18 protein-coding genes are annotated in these 19132 nt (G+C 64.0%); 14 read left to right on the top strand and 4 right to left on the bottom strand.

Features of this window, described 5'->3' with window-relative positions; genetic code table 11:
* Together gatA and gatC are read right to left on the bottom strand one after the other, a co-directional pair.
* Complete coding sequence (gene gatA / locus N430_RS14045; RefSeq protein WP_110637485.1) at window positions 1-1452, bottom strand: Asp-tRNA(Asn)/Glu-tRNA(Gln) amidotransferase subunit GatA; 1452 nt, start codon at window positions 1450-1452, stop codon at window positions 1-3.
* Window positions 1453-1467: 15 nt separating this feature from the next.
* Entirely contained in the window at window positions 1468-1755 is a 288-nt protein-coding gene (gene gatC / locus N430_RS14040; protein ID WP_110637484.1) for an Asp-tRNA(Asn)/Glu-tRNA(Gln) amidotransferase subunit GatC, read from the bottom strand.
* Between the two features lie 204 nt (window positions 1756-1959).
* Between gatC and mreB the strand changes: the two genes are divergently transcribed.
* From mreB to tldD, 8 genes are all read left to right on the top strand, one after another.
* Complete coding sequence (gene mreB, locus N430_RS14035) at window positions 1960-2997, top strand: rod shape-determining protein MreB (protein ID WP_003255163.1); 1038 nt, start codon at window positions 1960-1962, stop codon at window positions 2995-2997.
* Window positions 2998-3159: 162 nt separating this feature from the next.
* Complete coding sequence (mreC, locus tag N430_RS14030; protein WP_110637483.1) at window positions 3160-4200, top strand: rod shape-determining protein MreC; 1041 nt, start codon at window positions 3160-3162, stop codon at window positions 4198-4200.
* Window positions 4200-4688, top strand: a complete 489-nt coding sequence (gene mreD, locus N430_RS14025) for a rod shape-determining protein MreD (RefSeq protein WP_060511328.1) — start codon at window positions 4200-4202, stop codon at window positions 4686-4688. Before mreC ends, mreD begins: the two co-directional genes overlap by 1 nt.
* Before the next feature lie 30 nt (window positions 4689-4718).
* A complete protein-coding gene (locus N430_RS14020) occupies window positions 4719-5330 on the top strand; it encodes a nucleoside triphosphate pyrophosphatase (RefSeq protein ID WP_110637482.1) in 612 nt (203 codons plus the stop codon).
* A gap of 54 nt (window positions 5331-5384) precedes the next feature.
* Window positions 5385-6842: a ribonuclease G gene (gene rng, locus N430_RS14015; RefSeq protein ID WP_110637481.1), complete on the top strand. Its 1458-nt coding sequence runs from the start codon at window positions 5385-5387 to the stop codon at window positions 6840-6842.
* Window positions 6843-6924: 82 nt separating this feature from the next.
* Entirely contained in the window at window positions 6925-10740 is a 3816-nt protein-coding gene (locus tag N430_RS14010) for a YhdP family protein (protein WP_110637480.1), read from the top strand.
* A gap of 14 nt (window positions 10741-10754) precedes the next feature.
* Window positions 10755-11606 (top strand): carbon-nitrogen hydrolase family protein, encoded by an 852-nt coding sequence (locus N430_RS14005; protein WP_110637479.1) that lies wholly within the window; start codon window positions 10755-10757, stop codon window positions 11604-11606.
* Between the two features lie 2 nt (window positions 11607-11608).
* Window positions 11609-13048 carry a metalloprotease TldD gene (gene tldD / locus N430_RS14000; RefSeq protein ID WP_110637478.1) on the top strand — a complete coding sequence of 480 codons (1440 nt, stop codon included), beginning with the start codon at window positions 11609-11611 and terminating at the stop codon, window positions 13046-13048.
* Window positions 13049-13089: 41 nt separating this feature from the next.
* Here the strand turns inward: tldD and yjgA are convergent, their stop codons facing one another.
* On the bottom strand, window positions 13090-13611 hold the full coding sequence (yjgA, locus tag N430_RS13995) for a ribosome biogenesis factor YjgA (RefSeq protein ID WP_027920225.1): 522 nt from the start codon (window positions 13609-13611) through the stop codon (window positions 13090-13092).
* A gap of 44 nt (window positions 13612-13655) precedes the next feature.
* A complete protein-coding gene (locus tag N430_RS29300) occupies window positions 13656-13865 on the bottom strand; it encodes a hypothetical protein (protein ID WP_133248853.1) in 210 nt (69 codons plus the stop codon).
* Between N430_RS29300 and pmbA the strand changes: the two genes are divergently transcribed.
* The 6 genes from pmbA (at window position 13864) to N430_RS13965 (ending at window position 19118) form a co-directional block, all read left to right on the top strand.
* Window positions 13864-15210, top strand: a complete 1347-nt coding sequence (gene pmbA / locus N430_RS13990; RefSeq protein ID WP_110637477.1) for a metalloprotease PmbA — start codon at window positions 13864-13866, stop codon at window positions 15208-15210. The genes N430_RS29300 and pmbA overlap by 2 nt on opposite strands.
* A 127-nt stretch (window positions 15211-15337) precedes the next feature.
* Window positions 15338-15739, top strand: a complete 402-nt coding sequence (locus N430_RS13985) for a hypothetical protein (protein ID WP_060484655.1) — start codon at window positions 15338-15340, stop codon at window positions 15737-15739.
* Entirely contained in the window at window positions 15732-17108 is a 1377-nt protein-coding gene (locus N430_RS13980; RefSeq protein ID WP_110637476.1) for a lyase family protein, read from the top strand. Before N430_RS13985 ends, N430_RS13980 begins: the two co-directional genes overlap by 8 nt.
* 30 nt (window positions 17109-17138) lie before the next feature.
* Window positions 17139-17600 carry a hypothetical protein gene (locus N430_RS13975; RefSeq protein ID WP_110637475.1) on the top strand — a complete coding sequence of 154 codons (462 nt, stop codon included), beginning with the start codon at window positions 17139-17141 and terminating at the stop codon, window positions 17598-17600.
* 1 nt (window position 17601) lies between these two features.
* Complete coding sequence (locus tag N430_RS13970) at window positions 17602-18213, top strand: superoxide dismutase (protein ID WP_110637474.1); 612 nt, start codon at window positions 17602-17604, stop codon at window positions 18211-18213.
* Between the two features lie 11 nt (window positions 18214-18224).
* Window positions 18225-19118, top strand: a complete 894-nt coding sequence (locus N430_RS13965) for a ZIP family metal transporter (RefSeq protein ID WP_110637473.1) — start codon at window positions 18225-18227, stop codon at window positions 19116-19118.
* Window positions 19119-19132 lie beyond the last annotated feature (14 nt).

Below are 19132 nucleotides of genomic sequence, written 5' to 3'. Positions count from 1 at the left end.
TCAGAAGCCGTTAGGGGCGCGGGTGTGCCAGTCGGTGACTTGCTGGTAACGGTGCGCGACGTTGAGCAGGCGGCCTTCCTGGAAGTACGGGGCCAGCAGCTGCACGCCGACCGGCAGGCCATCGACGAAGCCGGCTGGCATCGACAGGCCCGGCAGGCCCGCCAGGTTGGCGGTGATGGTGTAGACGTCTTCCAGGTAGGCGGCGACCGGGTCGCTGCTCTTGGCGCCAAGCTTCCAGGCCGGGTTCGGCGTGGTTGGGCCGAGGATCAGGTCGACATCGTTGAAGGCGGCCATGAAGTCGTTCTTGATCAGGCGGCGGATCTGCTGCGCCTTGACGTAGTAGGCGTCATAGTAGCCGGCCGACAGGGCGTAGGTGCCGACCATGATACGGCGCTGCACTTCGGCGCCGAAGCCTTCGCCACGGGAGCGCTTGTACAGGTCGGTCAGGTCTTTCGGCTCTTCGCAGCGGTAGCCGAAGCGCACACCGTCGAAGCGCGACAGGTTGGAAGAAGCTTCGGCCGGGGCGATCACGTAGTACGCCGGGATCGCGTGCTGCATGTTCGGCAGGCTGATTTCCTTGACTACCGCACCGAGCTTTTCCAGCTCCTTGACGCTGGCCTGGACCAGCTCGGCGATGCGCGGGTCGAGGCCGGCACCGAAGTACTCCTTCGGCAGGCCAATGCGCAGGCCCTGCAGCGAGCCGTTGAGTGCAGCGCTGTAATCCGGCACGGGCTCGTCGATGCTGGTGGAATCCTTGGCATCGAAGCCGGCCATGCCTTGCAGCAGCAGGGCGCAGTCTTCGGCGGTGCGTGCCAGTGGGCCACCCTGGTCGAGGCTGGAGGCGTAGGCGATCATGCCCCAGCGTGATACGCGACCGTACGTCGGCTTGAGGCCGGTGAGGTTGGTCAGAGCCGCTGGCTGGCGGATCGAGCCACCGGTGTCGGTGCCGGTGGTGGCCGGCAGCAGGCGCGCTGCCACGGCCGCAGCCGAACCACCGGACGAGCCGCCAGGCACGTGCTCGAGGTTCCACGGGTTCTTCACCGCGCCGTAGTGGCTGGATTCGTTGGCCGAACCCATGGCGAATTCGTCCATGTTGGTCTTGCCCAGGGTGACCATGCCGGCTTCTGCCAGTTTGGCGACCACGGTGGCGTCGTACGGCGCCTTGAAGTTGTCGAGCATCTTCGAGCCGCAGCTGGTGCGTACGCCGAGGGTGCAGAACAGGTCCTTGTGGGCGATCGGTGCACCGAGCAGTGCGCCGGTCTCGCCAGCGGCGCGGCGGGCGTCGGCGGCACGCGCCTGGCCCAGGGCCAGCTCTTCGGTGACGCTGATGAAGCTGTTGATCTGTGGGTCGATCTGCTTGACGCGCGCCAGCAGGGCGCCGGTCAGCTCTTCGGAGGAAAACGACTTGTCGGCGAGTCCGCGGGCGATCTCGGCCAGGGTCAATTCATGCATGGCAGGCTCTATCCCTTACTCGATGACTTTCGGAACCAGATACAGACCGCTTTCGGTCGACGGTGCGATCGCCTGGTAGGCGTCGCGCTGGTTGCTTTCGGTGACCTGGTCGGGACGCAGGCGCTGGCTGGCCTCCAGGGGGTGGGCCAGGGGCTCGATGCCGGTGGTGTCAACCGCTTGCATCTGGTCGACCAGGCCGAGAATGCTGTTCAGGGCGTCAGTAATGCGTGGCAGTTCGCCTTCATTCAGGCCCAGGCGGGCCAGATGGGCGATCTTTTCCACGTCGCTGCGTTCAAGCGCCATGGTGATCTCCAGGGGAAACAAAGAACCGAATAGGGTCCGCGGTGAGGAACATGTCAGCATTTTGGCGGTCCAACGGCCGCGATCATCTGCTGGCGTGCTCGGAAAAACAGCCAATTTAACATATTGGCTCCTTGCCCAAAATCCCTGCCATTGTTAGAGTTTGCCGCACTTTTTTACCCACGCTTTCCCCAGGGTCACTTTCCCATGTTCAAGAAACTGCGTGGCATGTTTTCCAGCGATCTTTCCATCGACCTGGGGACTGCCAACACCCTTATTTACGTGCGTGAGCGCGGTATCGTCCTGAATGAGCCCTCGGTTGTTGCCATCCGTACCCACGGCAACCAGAAAAGCGTCGTCGCCGTCGGTACCGAAGCCAAGCGCATGCTGGGCCGTACGCCAGGTAACATTGCTGCCATTCGTCCGATGAAGGACGGCGTCATCGCCGACTTCAGCGTTTGTGAAAAAATGCTGCAGTACTTCATCAACAAGGTTCACGAGAACAGCTTCCTGCAGCCGAGCCCACGTGTGCTCATCTGCGTACCGTGCAAATCGACCCAGGTAGAGCGCCGCGCCATTCGCGAGTCGGCCCTGGGCGCCGGTGCCCGTGAAGTGTTCCTGATCGAAGAGCCGATGGCCGCTGCCATTGGTGCCGGCCTGCCGGTCGAAGAAGCCCGTGGCTCGATGGTCGTCGATATCGGTGGTGGTACCACCGAAATCGCACTGATCTCGCTGAACGGCGTGGTCTATGCCGAATCCGTCCGCGTTGGCGGCGACCGCTTCGACGAAGCCATCGTCACCTACGTACGCCGTAACTACGGCAGCCTGATCGGCGAATCCACCGCCGAGCGCATCAAGCAGGAAATCGGCACCGCCTACCCGGGCGGCGAAGTGCGCGAAGTCGATGTGCGCGGCCGTAACCTGGCCGAGGGCGTACCACGCGCCTTCACCCTGAACTCGAACGAAGTCCTGGAAGCCCTGCAGGAATCCCTGGCGACCATCGTCCAGGCGGTCAAGAGCGCCCTGGAGCAATCGCCGCCGGAGCTGGCCTCCGACATCGCCGAGCGCGGTCTGGTGCTGACCGGTGGTGGTGCACTGCTGCGTGACCTCGACAAGCTGCTGGCCCAGGAAACCGGCCTGCCGGTGATCGTCGCCGAAGACCCGCTGACCTGCGTCGCCCGTGGCGGCGGTCGCGCTCTGGAGATGATGGACAAGCACGCGATGGACCTGCTCTCCAGCGAGTGATCCGCGCTGCTTTCGAAAGCCCGGTTTACAGGTAGCACGTGCAGTGCTACCTGTATGCGCTGGGCTGGCGTCCATCCGGGCGTCGTTTCCGTCAACCCGCAACCAGGCTGGTGCGTTGTCCCATGTCCAATGACCTCCTGAGTCGTCCACGAGGAACGGCCCATTAAACCGCTTTTCTCCAAGGGCCCTTCGCTGGGCGTTCGCCTGCTGGTACTGGTGGTGCTGTCGGTCGCGTTGATGGTTGTCGATGCGCGTTTCGACGTGCTCAAGCCGGTGCGTAGCCAGATGGGCCTGGTGCTCATGGAATCGTACTGGATCACCGACCTGCCGCAGCGAGCGTGGCAAGGCGTGGCCGGCCAGTTCGGCAGCCGCACCGAGCTGATCGCCGAAAACGAAAAACTCAAGACCGAAGCCCTGCTGCTGCAGGGGCGCCTGCAGAAGCTGGCGGCCCTGACCGAGCAGAACGTGCGCTTGCGTGAGCTGCTCAACTCCTCGGCGCTGGTCAACGAAAAAGTCGAAGTGGCCGAGCTGATCGGCGTCGACCCCAACCCGTTTACCCACCGCATCCTCATCAACAAGGGTGAGCGCGATGGCGTGTTCCTTGGCCAGCCGGTGCTCGATGCCCGTGGCCTGATGGGCCAGGTGGTCGAACTGATGCCATATACCTCGCGGGTACTGCTGCTGACCGACACCACCCACAGCATTCCGGTGCAGGTCAATCGCAACGGCCTGCGCGCCATCGCCAGCGGCACCGGCAACCCGGAGCGCCTGGAGCTGCGGCATGTCGCCGACACCGCCGACATCAAGGAAGGTGACCTGCTGGTGAGCTCCGGCATGGGCCAGCGCTTCCCGGCCGGCTACCCGGTGGCTACGGTCAATGAAGTGATCCACGATTCCGGCCAGCCGTTTGCCATCGTCCGCGCCATTCCGACCGCCGCACTCAACCGCAGCCGCTACATGCTGCTGGTGTTCAGTGACCGCCGGACCCCGGAGCAGCGTGCCACCGATGCAGCGATTGCCCAGGAAGAGGCCGATCGCAAAGGCACTGGCCAACCTGCCGCCAATGCCGAGCACCCGGCAGCGGCCCCAGCCCCGGCACAGCCGGCGGCTCCGGCGGCTCCGGCTGTGCCGGCAGCTGCGGGGCAGGCGCCTGCAGCCCCCGCCGCCGCACCGGCGGCTCCCGCCCATCCACGGAGGCAATGATGGCCAAGTCGCGCCGTAACCACGGTTGGGTCATCTGGCTGACGTTCGCCATCGGCCTGCTGCTCAGCGTTTCGCCCATGCCGCAGTTCCTCGAAGTGTTCCGGCCCATGTGGCTGGCGATGCTGGTGTCGTTCTGGACCTTGAACGTGCCGAACAAGGTGGGTATGACCACTGCTTTCGTTCTAGGGCTGGCCGAGGACGTGCTGTATGGCACCTTGCTGGGGCAGAACGCGCTCATCCTCACCCTGATCACGTTCCTCGTGCTGTCGCTGCAGCAGCGCCTGCGCATGTTCCCGCTGTGGCAGCAGAGCCTGGTGATCCTGGTGATCTTCGGAATCGCCCAACTGATCCAGCTGTGGCTGAGCGCGCTCACCGGCAACCGCCTGCCAACCCTGGCGTTGGTCTGGTCAGCCGTGATCAGTGCGTTGCTCTGGCCGTGGATCAGCTTCGCGCTGCGCGACCTGCGCCGACGTTTGCGTATCAACTGACGGCGCTGCCACTGACAGGGAGATGTCTAGATGAAACCACTCTACCTCGCCTCCGGCTCACCGCGCCGGCGTGAACTGCTCGGCCAGATCGGCGTGCCGTTCACCGTCGTCAGTGCACCCATCGATGAAACCCCGCTGCCCGGCGAAAGCGCCGAGGCCTATGTCGAGCGCCTGGCCCGGGCCAAGGCCGAAGCCGGCCTGGCCACGCTTGAAGGCCCGGCCGTGGCGCTGGGCGCCGACACGGCGGTGGTGCTCGATGGTCGTATTCTCGGCAAGCCGGAAAACCGTGAACATGCCCTGTCGATGCTGGCCGACCTGGCCGGCCGCGAGCACCAGGTGCTGACCGCCGTGGCCTTGAGCGATGGCCAGCACTGCGAGAGCCTGTGCGTCAGCAGCACGGTGCGTTTTCGCCCTGTCGATGCCGCAGAAGCCGAGCGCTACTGGGCCAGTGGCGAACCTGCGGACAAGGCAGGGGGCTACGCCATCCAGGGCCTGGGCGCGGTGTTCGTCACCGCGCTCGAGGGCAGTTACTCGGCGGTGGTTGGCCTGCCCTTGAGCGAAACGGCCGACATGCTCGCCCGGTTCGGTATCGCCTGCTGGCAGGTACCGGCGCTTTTGCCAGAGGTAACAAACCAGCGGTAGCCAGCTCGGCATGCGCGATCCATCATTACCGAAGACCTTTGACGAGAGCCTGCCATGAGTGAAGAGATCCTGATCAACATCACCCCGATGGAATCGCGTGTGGCGGTGGTGGAAAACGGGGTGCTGCAGGAAGTGCATGTCGAGCGCACCCAGCGCCGCGGCATCGTCGGCAATATCTACAAGGGCAAGGTGGTGCGGGTGCTGCCCGGCATGCAGGCGGCATTCGTCGACATCGGCCTGGAGCGCGCGGCGTTCATCCATGCGTCGGAAATATCCCAGCGCGAAGGCTCGGCGGTGGAGAACATCACCGCGCTGGTGCATGAGGGCCAGGCGCTGGTGGTGCAGGTGACCAAGGACCCGATCGGTACCAAGGGCGCACGCCTGACCACGCAGCTGTCGATCCCCTCGCGTTACCTGGTGTACATGCCACGCAGCAGCCATGTCGGCATTTCCCTGAAGATCGAAGACGAAGCCGAACGTGAGCGCCTCAAGCAGGTGGTCAGCAGCTGCATGGACAGCGAGAACATCAAGGACGCCGGGGGCTTCATCCTGCGTACCGCTGCCGAGGGCGCGCGGGCTGAAGAAATCCTCCAGGACATCCGCTACCTGCGCCGCCTGTGGGAGCAGATCGGTAGCCAGATCCAGACCTGTGGCGCGCCCACGGTCATATATGAAGACCTCGGCCTGGCCCTGCGCACGCTGCGTGACCTGGTCAACCCGAAGATCGAGAAAATCCGCATCGACTCGCGGGAAACCTTCCAGAAAACTACGCAGTTCGTCGCCGAACTGATGCCGGAAATCGCCGATCGCCTGGAGCATTACCCGGGTGAGCGGCCAATCTTCGACCTGTATGGGGTCGAGGACGAAATCCAGCGCGCCCTGGAGCGCAAGGTGCCGCTCAAGTCCGGTGGTTACCTGGTGGTCGACCCGGCCGAGGCGATGACCACCATTGACGTCAACACCGGTGCGTTCGTCGGGCACCGCAACCTCGAAGAAACCATCTTCAAGACCAACCTCGAAGCTGCCACGGCCATCGCCCGGCAACTGCGCCTGCGCAACATTGGCGGGATCATCATCATCGACTTCATCGACATGGAAGACGAGGAGCACCAGCGCCAGGTATTGCGCACCCTGGAAAAGCAGCTGGAACGCGACCACGCCAAGACCAACATCATCGGCATCACCGAGCTGGGCCTGGTGCAGATGACCCGCAAGCGTACCCGCGAGAGCCTCGAACAGGTCCTCTGCGAGCCGTGCATCGCCTGTCAGGGGCGCGGCAAGCTGAAAACCCCCGAGACTATCTGTTACGAGATCTTCCGCGAGATCCTCCGCGAGGCCCGTGCCTACCAGGCGGAAGGTTATCGCGTGCTGGCCAACCAGAAAGTGGTCGATCGCCTGCTGGACGAGGAGTCCGGCAACGTTGCCGAACTGGAAACCTTCATTGGCCGAACCATTCGCTTCCAGGTCGAGTCGATGTATTCGCAGGAACAATATGATGTGGTGCTGCTCTGAGGCTTTCTGATACCTGCCGCGGATGGCGCTGGCTGGCAAAATCGGTACGTCGGGCCATCATGGATAAACGACCTGGAGGGCCATGGCCATGGGACGTCTGAACCGCGTTCTTGTCGCCTTGACCCGCTGGGGGCTGGGCATCTGTGCCCTGCTCGCGGTGCTGGTGGCGTTGTATGTCAGCCTTGGCCGCGAGCTGGTGCCGCTTGTGGCCGAATACCGTGCCGACGTCGAGAGCAAGGCCGAACAGGCGCTGGGCCTGCCTGTGCACGTGGGCGCTCTGGAAGGGCGCTGGAGTGGCCTGGCGCCAATATTGCGCGTGCGTGACCTGCAACTGGGCGAGGGCGCATCGGCCCTGCGCCTGGATGAGGTGAAGGTGGTGCCTGACCTGTGGGCCAGCCTGACCTCCCGTGAAGTGCGCCTGGCGCGCATCGAACTCGGCGGCCTGCAACTGATTCTGCGCGAAGACGAGCAGGGTGGCTGGGCCTTCGAAGGGGTGCCGAAAAAGGACGACGCGCCGCTGGACCCTGCCGAGCTGTTGCAGCGCTTGCGCCAATTGGGCCGCATCGATGTGTTCGACAGCCAGGTTACCCTGCAGCCCTGGCAGCGTGACCCGCTGACCCTCACCTATGTCAGCGTTGGCCTGCAGGCCGGGGCATCACGCCAGGCCCTCGACCTGCGTGCGACCTTGCCCGACGGCCAGCCGCTGGCAGTCAGTGTGCGCAGCCGGGCAAATGCCAAGGCCTGGCGCGATGGCGAGGTCGAGGCCTACCTGAGCCTGCCGCAAAGCGACTGGGCGCAGTGGCTGCCGCCTGCCTTGCTGGGCCAGTGGCGGGCTGAAGCGTTGAAGGCCGGTGGCGAGTTCTGGGTCGACTGGAGCGAGGGTCAGTTGCAGCAGGCGATGGTCCGCCTCAATGCCCCGCAACTGCGCGGTGCCTACGCCGAGCGCAAGGCCGTGGACTTGGACAATCTGGCCTTGGCCGCCTGGTTCCAGCGCCGCGATCAGGGCTTCGATGTGGTGGTCGATTCACTTGCCGCGAGCATCGGCAAGACCCGTTGGGAATCGCACCTGCAAGTGAACCAGCGCCTGGGTGATGACCCAGCGGACGAAACCTGGCAAGTGCAGGCCGACCGCCTAGACCTCACCCCGTTGACCCCCTTGATCGACGCCTTGGCGCCCTTGCCGGACAAGCTCATGACCGTGGTCGATGCGCTGAAGGTCACCGGGGCACTGCGCAACGTTCGCCTGGAAGCACGGCCAAAAGCCGAGGGCGACCAGCGCCTGCAGTTCGCCGCCAACCTGGAGCGGGTCGGTTTCGATGCTTATCACGGTGCACCCGCGGCCGGTAATGTCAGCGGCAGCATCAGCGGCGACCTCGGGCATGGCGAGCTGCGCCTGGATACCGACGCATTCATGCTGCACCTGTATCCGATCTTCGCCAAACCCTGGCAGTACCAGAAAGCCAATGCGCGCCTGACCTGGGCGCTCGACAAGCACGGCTTCACCCTCATCGCACCCTACCTCAAGGTGCTGGGCGATGAAGGCAAGATTGCCGGCGACTTCCTGATTCGCCTGCTGTTCGATGAAGGCGCTGAAAGCTACATGGACCTGCGCGTCGGCCTGACCGAAGGCGATGGCCGCTACACCGCCAAGTACCTGCCCGAAGTGCTGAGCCCGGCCCTCGACGAATGGCTGCGCAGCGCCATCGTCAAAGGCAACGTCGACCAGGGCTACTTCCAGTACCAGGGCTCGTTGAACCACGGTGCTACCCCGGAAGCACGCAGCATCAGCCTGTTCTTCAAGGTTCACGACGCCGCACTGGACTTCCAGCCAGGCTGGCCGCAGGTGCAACAGGTGGACGGCGATGTGCTGATCGAAGACAGCGGCGTGCGCATCAAGGCCAGCAAGGGCCTGCTGCTCGATACCAAGGTCAGCGACGTAAGCGTGAATATTCCCCATGTCGACAGTGGGCAGCACAGCCACCTGTACCTCGACGGCGATTTCGACGGCAGCCTCGGCGATGGTTTGAAGATTCTCAAGGAAGCACCAATTGGCACTGGCGAGATCTTCGCCGGCTGGGAAGGCGAGGGCCCGCTCAAGGGCAAGCTCAAGCTTGACGTACCGCTGGCCCACGGCGAGCGGCCAAAAGTGCTGGTGGACTTCGCCACTGCCGATGCACGCCTGAAGGTGGCCCCGCCGAGCCTGGACCTCACGCGCCTGAAAGGTGACTTCAGTTTCGACCTCGACAAGGGGCTAAGCGGCAAGAACATCAGCTTGCAAGTGTTCGGCAAGCCCGTCACTGCGCAGATCAGTGCCGAAGGCCAGCCAGGGCAGATGCAGACGCGCATCAACGCCAGTGGCCAGGCTTCGCTGAAGTCCCTGACCGACTGGCTGCAGTTCAAGCAGACCTTACCCGCCTCCGGCGATCTGCCGTACCAGTTGCAGGTCAATCTGGGCAGCCGTGACAACAGCTTGAATGTCAGCTCTTCGCTCAAGGGGCTGACCATCGACCTGCCGGCCCCCTTCGGCAAGGCAGCGGCGGATACCCGTGACACCCGTTTCAGCATGAATCTGCAAGGGCCTGAGCGGCGTTTTGATGCGGCTTACGCCGACCTGGCCCGTTTCGCCTACGCCGCACCGGCCGACAAACTCGGCCAAGGTCGTGGCGAATTGCTGCTTGGCGCCGGGCAGGCGCAGCTGCCTGCGGCTCAGGGGCTGCGGGTGAAGGGGCGGCTGGAAAGCCTCGATCTGGGCCCTTGGCAGGAACAGGCCGCACGCTTTGCCGGGGACGACCCCGGTGGCAATGCCCGGCAGAACCTGCAAAGTGTCGACCTGAGCATCGGCCAGCTGAAAGCCTTCGGCATGAGCCTGAACCAGGCCGTGGTACGCCTGACCCGTGGTGGCCCAGCCTGGGATCTGCGCCTGGACAGCAAGGAAGTCATCGGTAACGCGCGCGTGCCGGATGCCAAGGCTGCACCGATGGTCGTGCGCCTGCAGACCCTGCGTCTGCCGCCTGCCGACCCGGCTGAAGCGCAGTCGGAAGAGGGCCCAGACCCGCTGGCCTCGTTCGACCCGCGCAAAGTGCCGGCCCTGGACCTGAGCATCGACAAGCTGTACCGCGGCGACGACCTGTTCGGCAATGCCGCACTGAAGCTGCGCCCGACTGCACGGGGTGTGACAGCGCAGGATATCGACCTCGACTTCAAAGGCCTGCATGTCGATGGCACTGGCGGTTGGGAAGGTGAAACGGGCGCTACCAGCAGCTGGTACAAAGGCCGGCTCGATGGCAAGAACCTCGCCGATGTGCTCAAGGCCTGGGGGTTCGCCCCGACCGTCACCAGTCGCGATTTCCGCCTGGATGTCGACGGCCGTTGGCCCGGTTCGCCGGCCTGGGTCGGCCTCAAGCGCTTCTCGGGCAGCATGGATGCCGCATTGCGCAGCGGTCAGTTCGTCGAAGTGGAAGGTGGCGCTCAAGCCCTGCGAGTGTTCGGCCTGCTCAACTTCAACTCGATTGGCCGGCGCTTGCGCCTGGACTTCTCCGACCTGTTCGACAAGGGCCTGGCCTACGACCGGGTCAAGGGCCTGCTGGTGGCCAGCAGTGGTGTCTACGTGACCCGCGAGCCGATCACCGTGACCGGGCCGTCGAGCAATTTCGAACTTGATGGCACTCTGGACCTGGTGCGTGATCGGGTCGCTGCCAACCTCCAGGTGACCCTGCCGGTGACCAACAACCTGCCATTGGCTGCGCTGATCGTCGGTGCGCCAGCGGTCGGGGGGGCGCTGTTCCTGGTCGATCGGTTGATCGGCGACCGGGTGTCGCGTTTCGCCAGCGTGCACTATCGCGTCGAGGGCCCGGTGAAAGAGCCTAAAATCACCTTTGTGAAACCGTTCGATAAATAATTTCGGGAGTGCCCATGAAGGCAGCGGTCATCCAGATGGTCAGCCAGGACGATGTGCTGGCCAACCTGCAGCGTGCAGGCGCCTTGCTCGAACAGGCGGCCTTGGGCGGTGCGCGGCTGGCGGTGCTGCCGGAAAACTTCGCGGCAATGGGGCGCAAGGATGCCGCGGTCATCGGCCGCGCTGAAACCCTGGGCGAGGGCCCGATCCTGCCATGGTTGAAACGCACCGCACGCGACCTCAGATTATGGATTGTTGCCGGTACCTTGCCGCTGCCGCCACAAGGCCAGCCAGACGCCAAGGCCCATGCCTGCTCACTGCTGATCGACGAACACGGCGAACTGGCGGCGCGTTACGACAAGCTGCACCTGTTCGACGTGGATGTGGCCGACAACCGTGGCCGCTACCGCGAGTCCGATGACTATGCCCATGGCGCCCAAGTGGTGGTAGCCGATACACCGGTAGGGCGCCTGGGGCTGAGCGTGTGTTATGACCTGCGCTTCCCCGAGCTGTACAGTGCCTTGCGCAGTGCCGGCGCGGAGCTGATCACGGCACCGGCTGCCTTTACTGCGGTCACAGGAGCAGCGCATTGGGAAGTGCTGATCCGTGCCCGGGCCATCGAGACCCAGTGTTATGTGCTGGCGGCGGCTCAGGGCGGTACCCATCCAGGCCCGCGGGAAACCCACGGGCATGCGGCGATCGTCGACCCTTGGGGGCGGATCGTCGCAGAACAGGCGCACGGCGAAGCGGTATTGCTCGCCGAGCGCGACATTGATGAACAGGCGTCCATCCGGGCGCGCATGCCGGTCACCACGCACCGGCGCTTTTTCTCGCAGGACGCCTTGCGGCCTGCGCACACCTCGGAGTGACTATGAGCCAGATGTTATCCACCGTCAGCGAGCAGCTCCTGGCCCCGGGCGGACTCACCCTCGACAGCCTGCAGAGCGTGCTGGGCGAACTGGCCGGCCCCGGCATCGACGCCGCGGACCTGTATTTCCAGGGCCAGATCTCGGAAACCTGGGCGCTGGAGGACGGCATCGTCAAAGAAGGCAGCTTCAACCTTGACCAGGGCGTGGGTGTGCGTGCCCAGTCCGGTGAGAAGACCGGCTTTGCCTACAGCAATGCGATCAACCTCGAGGCGCTGACCTCGGCGGCACGTGCTGCCCGTTCGATTTCCCGTGCTGGCCAGAACGGCACGGTGCAGGCGTTCCGCAGCCAGGACGTGGCAGCGCTGTATGCCCCTGACAACCCGCTGGATGTGCTCAGCCGTGCCGAAAAGGTCGAGCTGCTCAAGCGTGTCGATGCCGCCACCCGTGCCCTCGACCCGCGTATCCAGCAGGTCAGCGTAAGCATGGCCGGGGTCTGGGAGCGCATCCTGATTGCTGCTGCCGACGGTAGCCTGGCCGCCGATGTGCGCCCACTGGTGCGTTTCAACGTCAGTGTCATCGTCGAACAGAATGGCCGCCGCGAGCGCGGCGGGCAGGGCGGTGGCGGGCGTACCGACTACCGCTTCTTCACGGAAGACCGGGTCATGGGCTATGCCCGCGAAGCGCTGCGCCAGGCGCTGGTCAACCTCGAAGCTATCCCGGCCCCGGCCGGCACGTTGCCGGTGGTACTGGGTTCCGGCTGGTCGGGCGTGCTGCTGCACGAAGCGGTCGGCCATGGCCTGGAAGGCGACTTCAACCGCAAGGGCAGCTCGGCATTCAGCGGGCGGATCGGCGAGAAGGTCGCTTCGGAACTGTGCACCATTGTCGACGACGGCACCCTCGAAGGTCGCCGCGGCTCGTTGAGCGTCGATGACGAAGGCACGCCGACCGAATGCACCACGCTGATCGAAAACGGCATTCTCAAGGGCTACATGCAGGACAAGCTCAATGCACGCCTGATGGGCATGGCGGTTACCGGCAACGGTCGCCGCGAGTCCTATGCGCACCTGCCGATGCCGCGCATGACCAACACCTACATGCTGGCCGGCAAGAGCGATCCGCAAGAAATCATCGCTTCGGTGAAGAAAGGCATCTACTGCGCCAACCTCGGCGGTGGCCAGGTCGACATCACCAGTGGCAAGTTCGTGTTCTCGACCAGCGAAGCCTACCTGATCGAAGACGGCAAGATCACTGCCCCGGTGAAAGGCGCGACCCTGATCGGCAACGGGCCGGAGGCCATGAGCCGGGTGTCGATGGTCGGTAACGACCTGGCGCTGGACAGTGGTGTGGGTACGTGCGGCAAGGATGGGCAATCGGTGCCGGTAGGCGTCGGGCAGCCGACCTTGAAGCTGGACGCGATTACCGTGGGCGGAACTGGCGCGTGAGAATCGTCCCGGGGCTGCAAGCCAGCCCCAGGCGGCGTGAATCAGCGCAGACCGCGCTGCATCTCGTCGAGATCGCGGATGTACTTGAACACCTTGCGCGCAGCGGCAGGCGGTTTGTTCCGCGCCTTTTCGTGCTGGGCATGACGGATCAGCGAGCGCAGCTGCTGGCGATCGGTCTCGGGGTATTCGTTGACGAAACGCTCGAGGTCTTCGTCGTTGCCGTCGATCAGGCGGTCGCGCCAGCGCTCCAGGTTGTGGAAGCGCTCGTTGTACTGGCGGCTGGAGCTGTCGATCTGCTCGAGCACGGCGTGGATGGCGTCCAGGTCCTGGTCGCGCATCAGCTTGCCGACGAACGACATGTGGCGTTTGCGTGCGCCATGGGCGGTGTGCTTGCTGGCGTCGGCCAGGGCCTTGCGCAGCTCGTCGGTGAGCGGCAGGCGCGCCAGGGTGTCGGCCTTGACCGTGGTCAGGCGTTCGCCGAGTTCGACCAGCGCATGAAGCTCGCGCTTGATCTGGGTTTTGCTTTTTTCGCCGTCGAAGGCGTCGTCGTATGAATCAACCATGGTGGCAGTCCGCTTGGGTTGTATGAAAAGTCGCCGAGCGGCGATCAGGCAAGGCGAAAACAGGCGAGGAAGCGGAGTTTACTGACTGTAAATGAGCATTCCGAGCCTGTTTTCAACGCAGCATGAGCGTCGCGCAGGCACTTTTCGTACAAGGCATAGAAATTGCCGCCATCATAACCAGTCGGGGGCCGCTTGTCCGGCCCGGTCGCTGAATGACCCTCAGCCGAACGCAGAATTTGAGTGGAGAAAACCATGAGTGCAGTCCAGAGCGTAGGCCCCAAGGACCTGCCAGCGTTGCAGGAGCAGGTCGAAGCGATCATTGCAGAAGCACGCAAGCAAGGCGCCAGTGCCTGCGAAGTAGCGGTATCGCTGGAGCAGGGCCTGTCCACCACGGTGCGCCAGCGCGAGGTCGAGACGGTCGAGTTCAACCGCGACCAGGGCTTTGGCATCACCCTCTATGTAGGCCAGCGCAAGGGTTCGGCCAGCACCTCGGCCAGTGGCCCGGATGCCATCCGCGAAACCGTGGCCGCCGCTTTGGCGATTGCCAAGCATACCTCCGAGGACGAATGTTCGGGCTTGGCTGACGCCGCGCTGATGGCCCGCGAGATCCCCGACCTCGACCTCTATCACGACTGGGATATCGAGCCGGAGAAGGCCATCGAGATGGCGCTGGCCTGCGAGGCGGCGGCATTCGATGCCGACAAGCGCATCCTCAATGCCGATGGCACCACCCTGAACACTCATCAGGGGTGCCGCGTGTACGGCAACAGCCACGGCTTCATCGGTGGCTACGCCTCGACCCGGCACAGCCTCAGCTGCGTGATGATCGCCGAAGGCGAAGGGCAGATGCAGCGTGACTACTGGTATGACGTGAACCGCCAGGGCAACCTGTTGGCCGACCCGCGCAGCATTGGCGTGCGCGCCGCCCAACGTGCCGCCAGCCGCTTAGGTGCGCGGCCGGTGCCGACCTGCGAAGTCCCCGTGCTGTTTTCTGCCGAGCTGGCCGGTGGCCTGTTCGGCAGTTTCCTGTCGGCCATCTCGGGCGGCAACCTGTACCGCAAGTCTTCGTTCCTCGATGGAACCATCGGTCAGCGCCTGTTCCCATCCTGGCTGACCCTCGACGAGCGTCCGCACATTCCGCGTGCACTGGGCAGCGCCGCATTCGACGGTGACGGCCTGGCGACCTATGCGAAGCCGTTCGTCGACAAAGGCGAGCTGGTGTCATACCTGCTGGGTACTTACTCCGGGCGCAAACTGGGCTTGCCGAGTACCGCCAACGCCGGGGGCGTGCACAACCTGTATGTCACCCACGGTGTGGAAGACCAGGCGGCGTTGATCCGGCGCATGGGCCGTGGCCTGCTGGTGACCGAGCTGATGGGCCATGGCCTGAACATGGTGACCGGTGATTACTCTCGTGGTGCGGCGGGCTTCTGGGTCGAGAATGGCGAGATTCAGCATGCTGTGCAGGAAGTGACCATTGCCGGCAACATGAAGGATATGTTCCAGCAGATTGTCGCGATTGGCAGCGATCTTGAGACTCGCAGCAATATTCACACAGGCTCGGTGCTGATCGAGCGGATGACGGTCGCCGGCAGCTGATCACTGCCAGAACAGCCAGTGACATTGAAACCCGGCCATCGCGCCGGGTTTTTTCTTTCATCACCTGGCACTTGAAGTGATTCTGTTTATCACTTAATAATGAATATCATTATCCAGTAACTCGGCGATGATGTTCATGAAACCCGTCCTCCGCGAACTGCCCTACCTGGAAAACTGGCGCTGGCTCAGCCGGCGCATCCGCTGCGCGCTCGAACCCGACGAGCCGCGCCTGATCGAGCACTACCTGGCCGAAGGCCGTTACCTGGTGTGCTGCACCGAAACCTCGCCATGGACCGTGGCACTGACCTCCTTCCGTCTGCTGCTGGATACCGCCTGCGACCGCATGTTGCCGTGGCACTGGCGCTGCCTGTGCCTGGACCAGGCCTGGCGCCCACTGCTCGACCTGCGCAACCTCGATCGCCGCGAGCAGAACCAGCGCTGGCAGCCTTACGCCTTGCAGCTGGCCAACTGCCGGCTGCTGCCGTCGATTTCTCCCGATGAACTGATGCAAGGATTTGAAGATGAGTGATACCCGTATCGAGCGTGACAGCATGGGTGAACTGCAGGTGCCGACCAAGGCTCTATATGGCGCCCAGACCCAGCGCGCGGTCGACAACTTCCCGATCAGCGGCCAGCGTATGCCAGCCCAGTTCATCCGCGCCCTGTTGCTGGCCAAGGCCGCCGCCGCCAAGGCCAACATCGAGCTGGAGCAACTGTCGGCAGGGCAGGGCCAGGCTATCGTCAAGGCGGTCGAGCAATTGCTGGCCGAAGATTTCATCCAGCACTTCCCGGTGGATGTGTTCCAGACCGGCTCGGGCACCAGCTCGAACATGAACGCCAACGAGGTGATCGCCACCTTGGCCAGCCGCGTGCTCGGTGAGCCGGTCAATGCCAACGATCACGTCAACTGCGGCCAGAGCAGCAACGACATCATACCTACCACCATTCATGTCAGCGCCGCCCTGGCACTGCATGAGCAGCTGCTGCCGGCGCTGAGCCACCTCGTTCAGGTGATCGAGGCCAAGTCGTCTCAGGTGCATCAGTATGTGAAGACCGGCCGTACCCACCTGATGGATGCCATGCCGGTGCGCATGAGCCAAGTGCTCGATGGCTGGGCTGCGCAGATCAATGGCGCCAAGGCACACCTCGAAGCGACCCTGCCGAGCCTGCAGGCACTGGCCCAGGGCGGTACCGCCGTGGGCACCGGGATCAATGCCCACCCGCAGTTCGCCGCCGGCTTCGCGCGTCAACTGAGCGGGCTCACCAAAGTCGAGTTCACCCCCGGCCATAACCTGTTCGCCCTGATCGGCTCCCAGGACACCGCCGTGGCACTGTCAGGCCAGCTCAAGACCACTGCCGTAGCACTCATGAAGATTGCCAACGACCTGCGCTGGATGAACTCAGGCCCCTTGGCTGGTCTGGGTGAAATCGAGCTCCAGGGCCTGCAGCCGGGCTCATCGATCATGCCGGGCAAGGTTAACCCGGTAATCCCGGAAGCGACTGCCATGGTTGCCGCCCAGGTGATCGGCAATGACGCCACCATCGCTGTGGCCGGCCAGTCGGGCAACTTCGAACTGAACGTGATGCTGCCGGTGATCGCCCGCAACCTGCTGGAGAGCATCGAACTGATGGCCAATGCCAGCCGCCTGTTGGCCGACAAGGCCATTGCCAGCTTCAAGGTCAACGAGGGCAAGCTCAAGGAAGCCTTGGCCCGCAACCCGATCCTGGTCACCGCGCTGAACCCGATCATCGGCTACCTCAAGGCTGCCGAAATCGCCAAGACCGCCTACAAACAGGGGCGCCCGATCATTGATGTAGCACTTGAGCACACCGACCTGTCGCGCGACCAGCTCGAAGCACTGCTGGATCCGGAAAAGCTCACCGCAGGCGGCATCTGACACGCCGTAGCGCCCAGAGGAAACAACGTCATGCAGCACTGGAAACGCACGACCGAGACGGCCAACCGCCTGTTCGAACAGGGCGAGCTGGTCGACGCCCGAGAGCATTACCTGCAAGCACTGGCTTTGGCACAAGTGCTGTTCGAGCGCTGGCATGACGTCGACGAGGCGGTGGCGGCCCTGGTCATCGCCCATCACAACCTGGCCGATCTGCACCTGCGCCTGAACCAGCCGCACGAGAGCGCCGACTACCTGTGCGCCGCGCATCAGCGCTTGCTCCAGGCCAGCCAGGAGGCGCGCTTGCCGCAGGCGCTGCGTGATGCAGCACTGCGCCACAGCGGGCGCACCTACACCGAACTGCTGAGTTTCATCGCCGAATACGGCCAGTATCCACGTACCGAGTGCCTACTCAACCGCCACGGCGCCGGGGCCAGCGAACTTGCTGCACAGCCAGACGTGGCGCCCAGTACCCATACCTACGGAATCCATTGATATGCCGCATACCTTGCCTGCACTGACTTACGCCTACGATGCGCTGGAACCGCACATCGATGCGCAAACCATGGAAATCCACCACACCAAGCACCACCAGACCTACGTCAATGGCCTGAACGCGGCCATCGAGGGCACGGAGTGGGCCGAATGGCCAGTCGAGAAGCTGGTCGGCGCAGTCAAGCAACTGCCCGAAAACCTGCGCGGTGCGGTCACCAATCACGGGGGCGGCCACGCCAATCACAGCCTGTTCTGGTTGGTCATGTCGCCCAAGGGCGGTGGTCAGCCACTAGGTCCGCTGGCCAAGGCCATTGATGCCGAACTGGGTGGCTTCGAGGCATTCAAGGAGGCGTTCACCAAGGCGGCGCTGACCCGATTCGGCAGCGGCTGGGCCTGGCTCAGCGTCACTCCAGAGAACAAGCTGGTGGTGGAAAGCAGCGGCAACCAGGACAGCCCGCTGATGCACGGCAATACGCCGATCCTCGGCCTGGACGTTTGGGAGCATGCCTATTACCTGAAGTATCAGAACCGTCGCCCGGAATACATTGGCGCTTTCTACAACGTGATCGACTGGGCGGAAGTGGATCGCCGCTATCACGAAGCCCTGAAGTGAGTCGGCCCGGTATGCGTTCTGAGGTGATGTCTGTCGGCAGTGTGCGTCTGTTCCGGCTGGCGCTGGGCACCTTGCTGTTACTGGCCGGCACGGCGTTGCTGCTGGCCCGTGGCATCGCCTGGCTGGACCTGGAACCGCGCATGCTGCGCGCCCTGGAGGGTGGCGCCCTGTGCGCGTTGGGTACGGCATTGGGCGCGGTACCGGTGCTGGTGATTCGCAATATGCCGGTAGCCCTGGCCGATACCTTGCTGGGCTTCGGGGCCGGGGTGATGCTGGCGGCCACGGCGTTCTCGCTGATCATCCCTGGGCTGGATGCCGCCCAGGCCATCGGTTTCAGCCCTTGGGGCGCCGGTGGCCTGATCAGCTTCGGCCTGATGCTCGGCGCCCTGTGCCTGTTCCTGGTCGATCTCAAGGTCTCTGGTGCTTCACCGGAAGCGCTGGTAGGCACCGAAAATCAGCCGGTGATCGCCGCAAGGATCTGGTTGTTCGTGATCGCCATCATCGCCCACAACATTCCCGAAGGCATGGCCATCGGTGTGTCTGCCGGCGGTGGCATGGCCGACGCCGATAGCCTGGCCATGGGCATCGCCTTGCAGGATGTGCCTGAGGGACTGGTGATAGCCCTGGTGCTGGCAGGCGCGGGGATGCCACGGTTCAAGGCGTTCCTGATCGGTGCCGCCTCTGGCCTGGTCGAGCCACTGGCTGCGGTGATCTGTGCCTGGCTGGTGAACATGGCGGAGTTGCTGCTGCCGGTGGGCCTGGCCTGTGCGGCCGGGGCGATGCTGCTGGTGGTGACCCAGGAAATCATTCCCGAGTCGCGCAGCAACGGGAATCACCGTCTGGCCAGCCTGGGGTTGTGTATCGGCTTTTGCTTGATGATGGTGATGGATACGGCAATGTCGTGATTCGCCGAGAGCCC

Source organism: Pseudomonas sp. CC120222-01a, from assembly GCF_003097235.1.
Classification (GTDB): domain Bacteria; phylum Pseudomonadota; class Gammaproteobacteria; order Pseudomonadales; family Pseudomonadaceae; genus Aquipseudomonas.
This window is presented reverse-complemented; position numbering and strand designations above follow the sequence as displayed.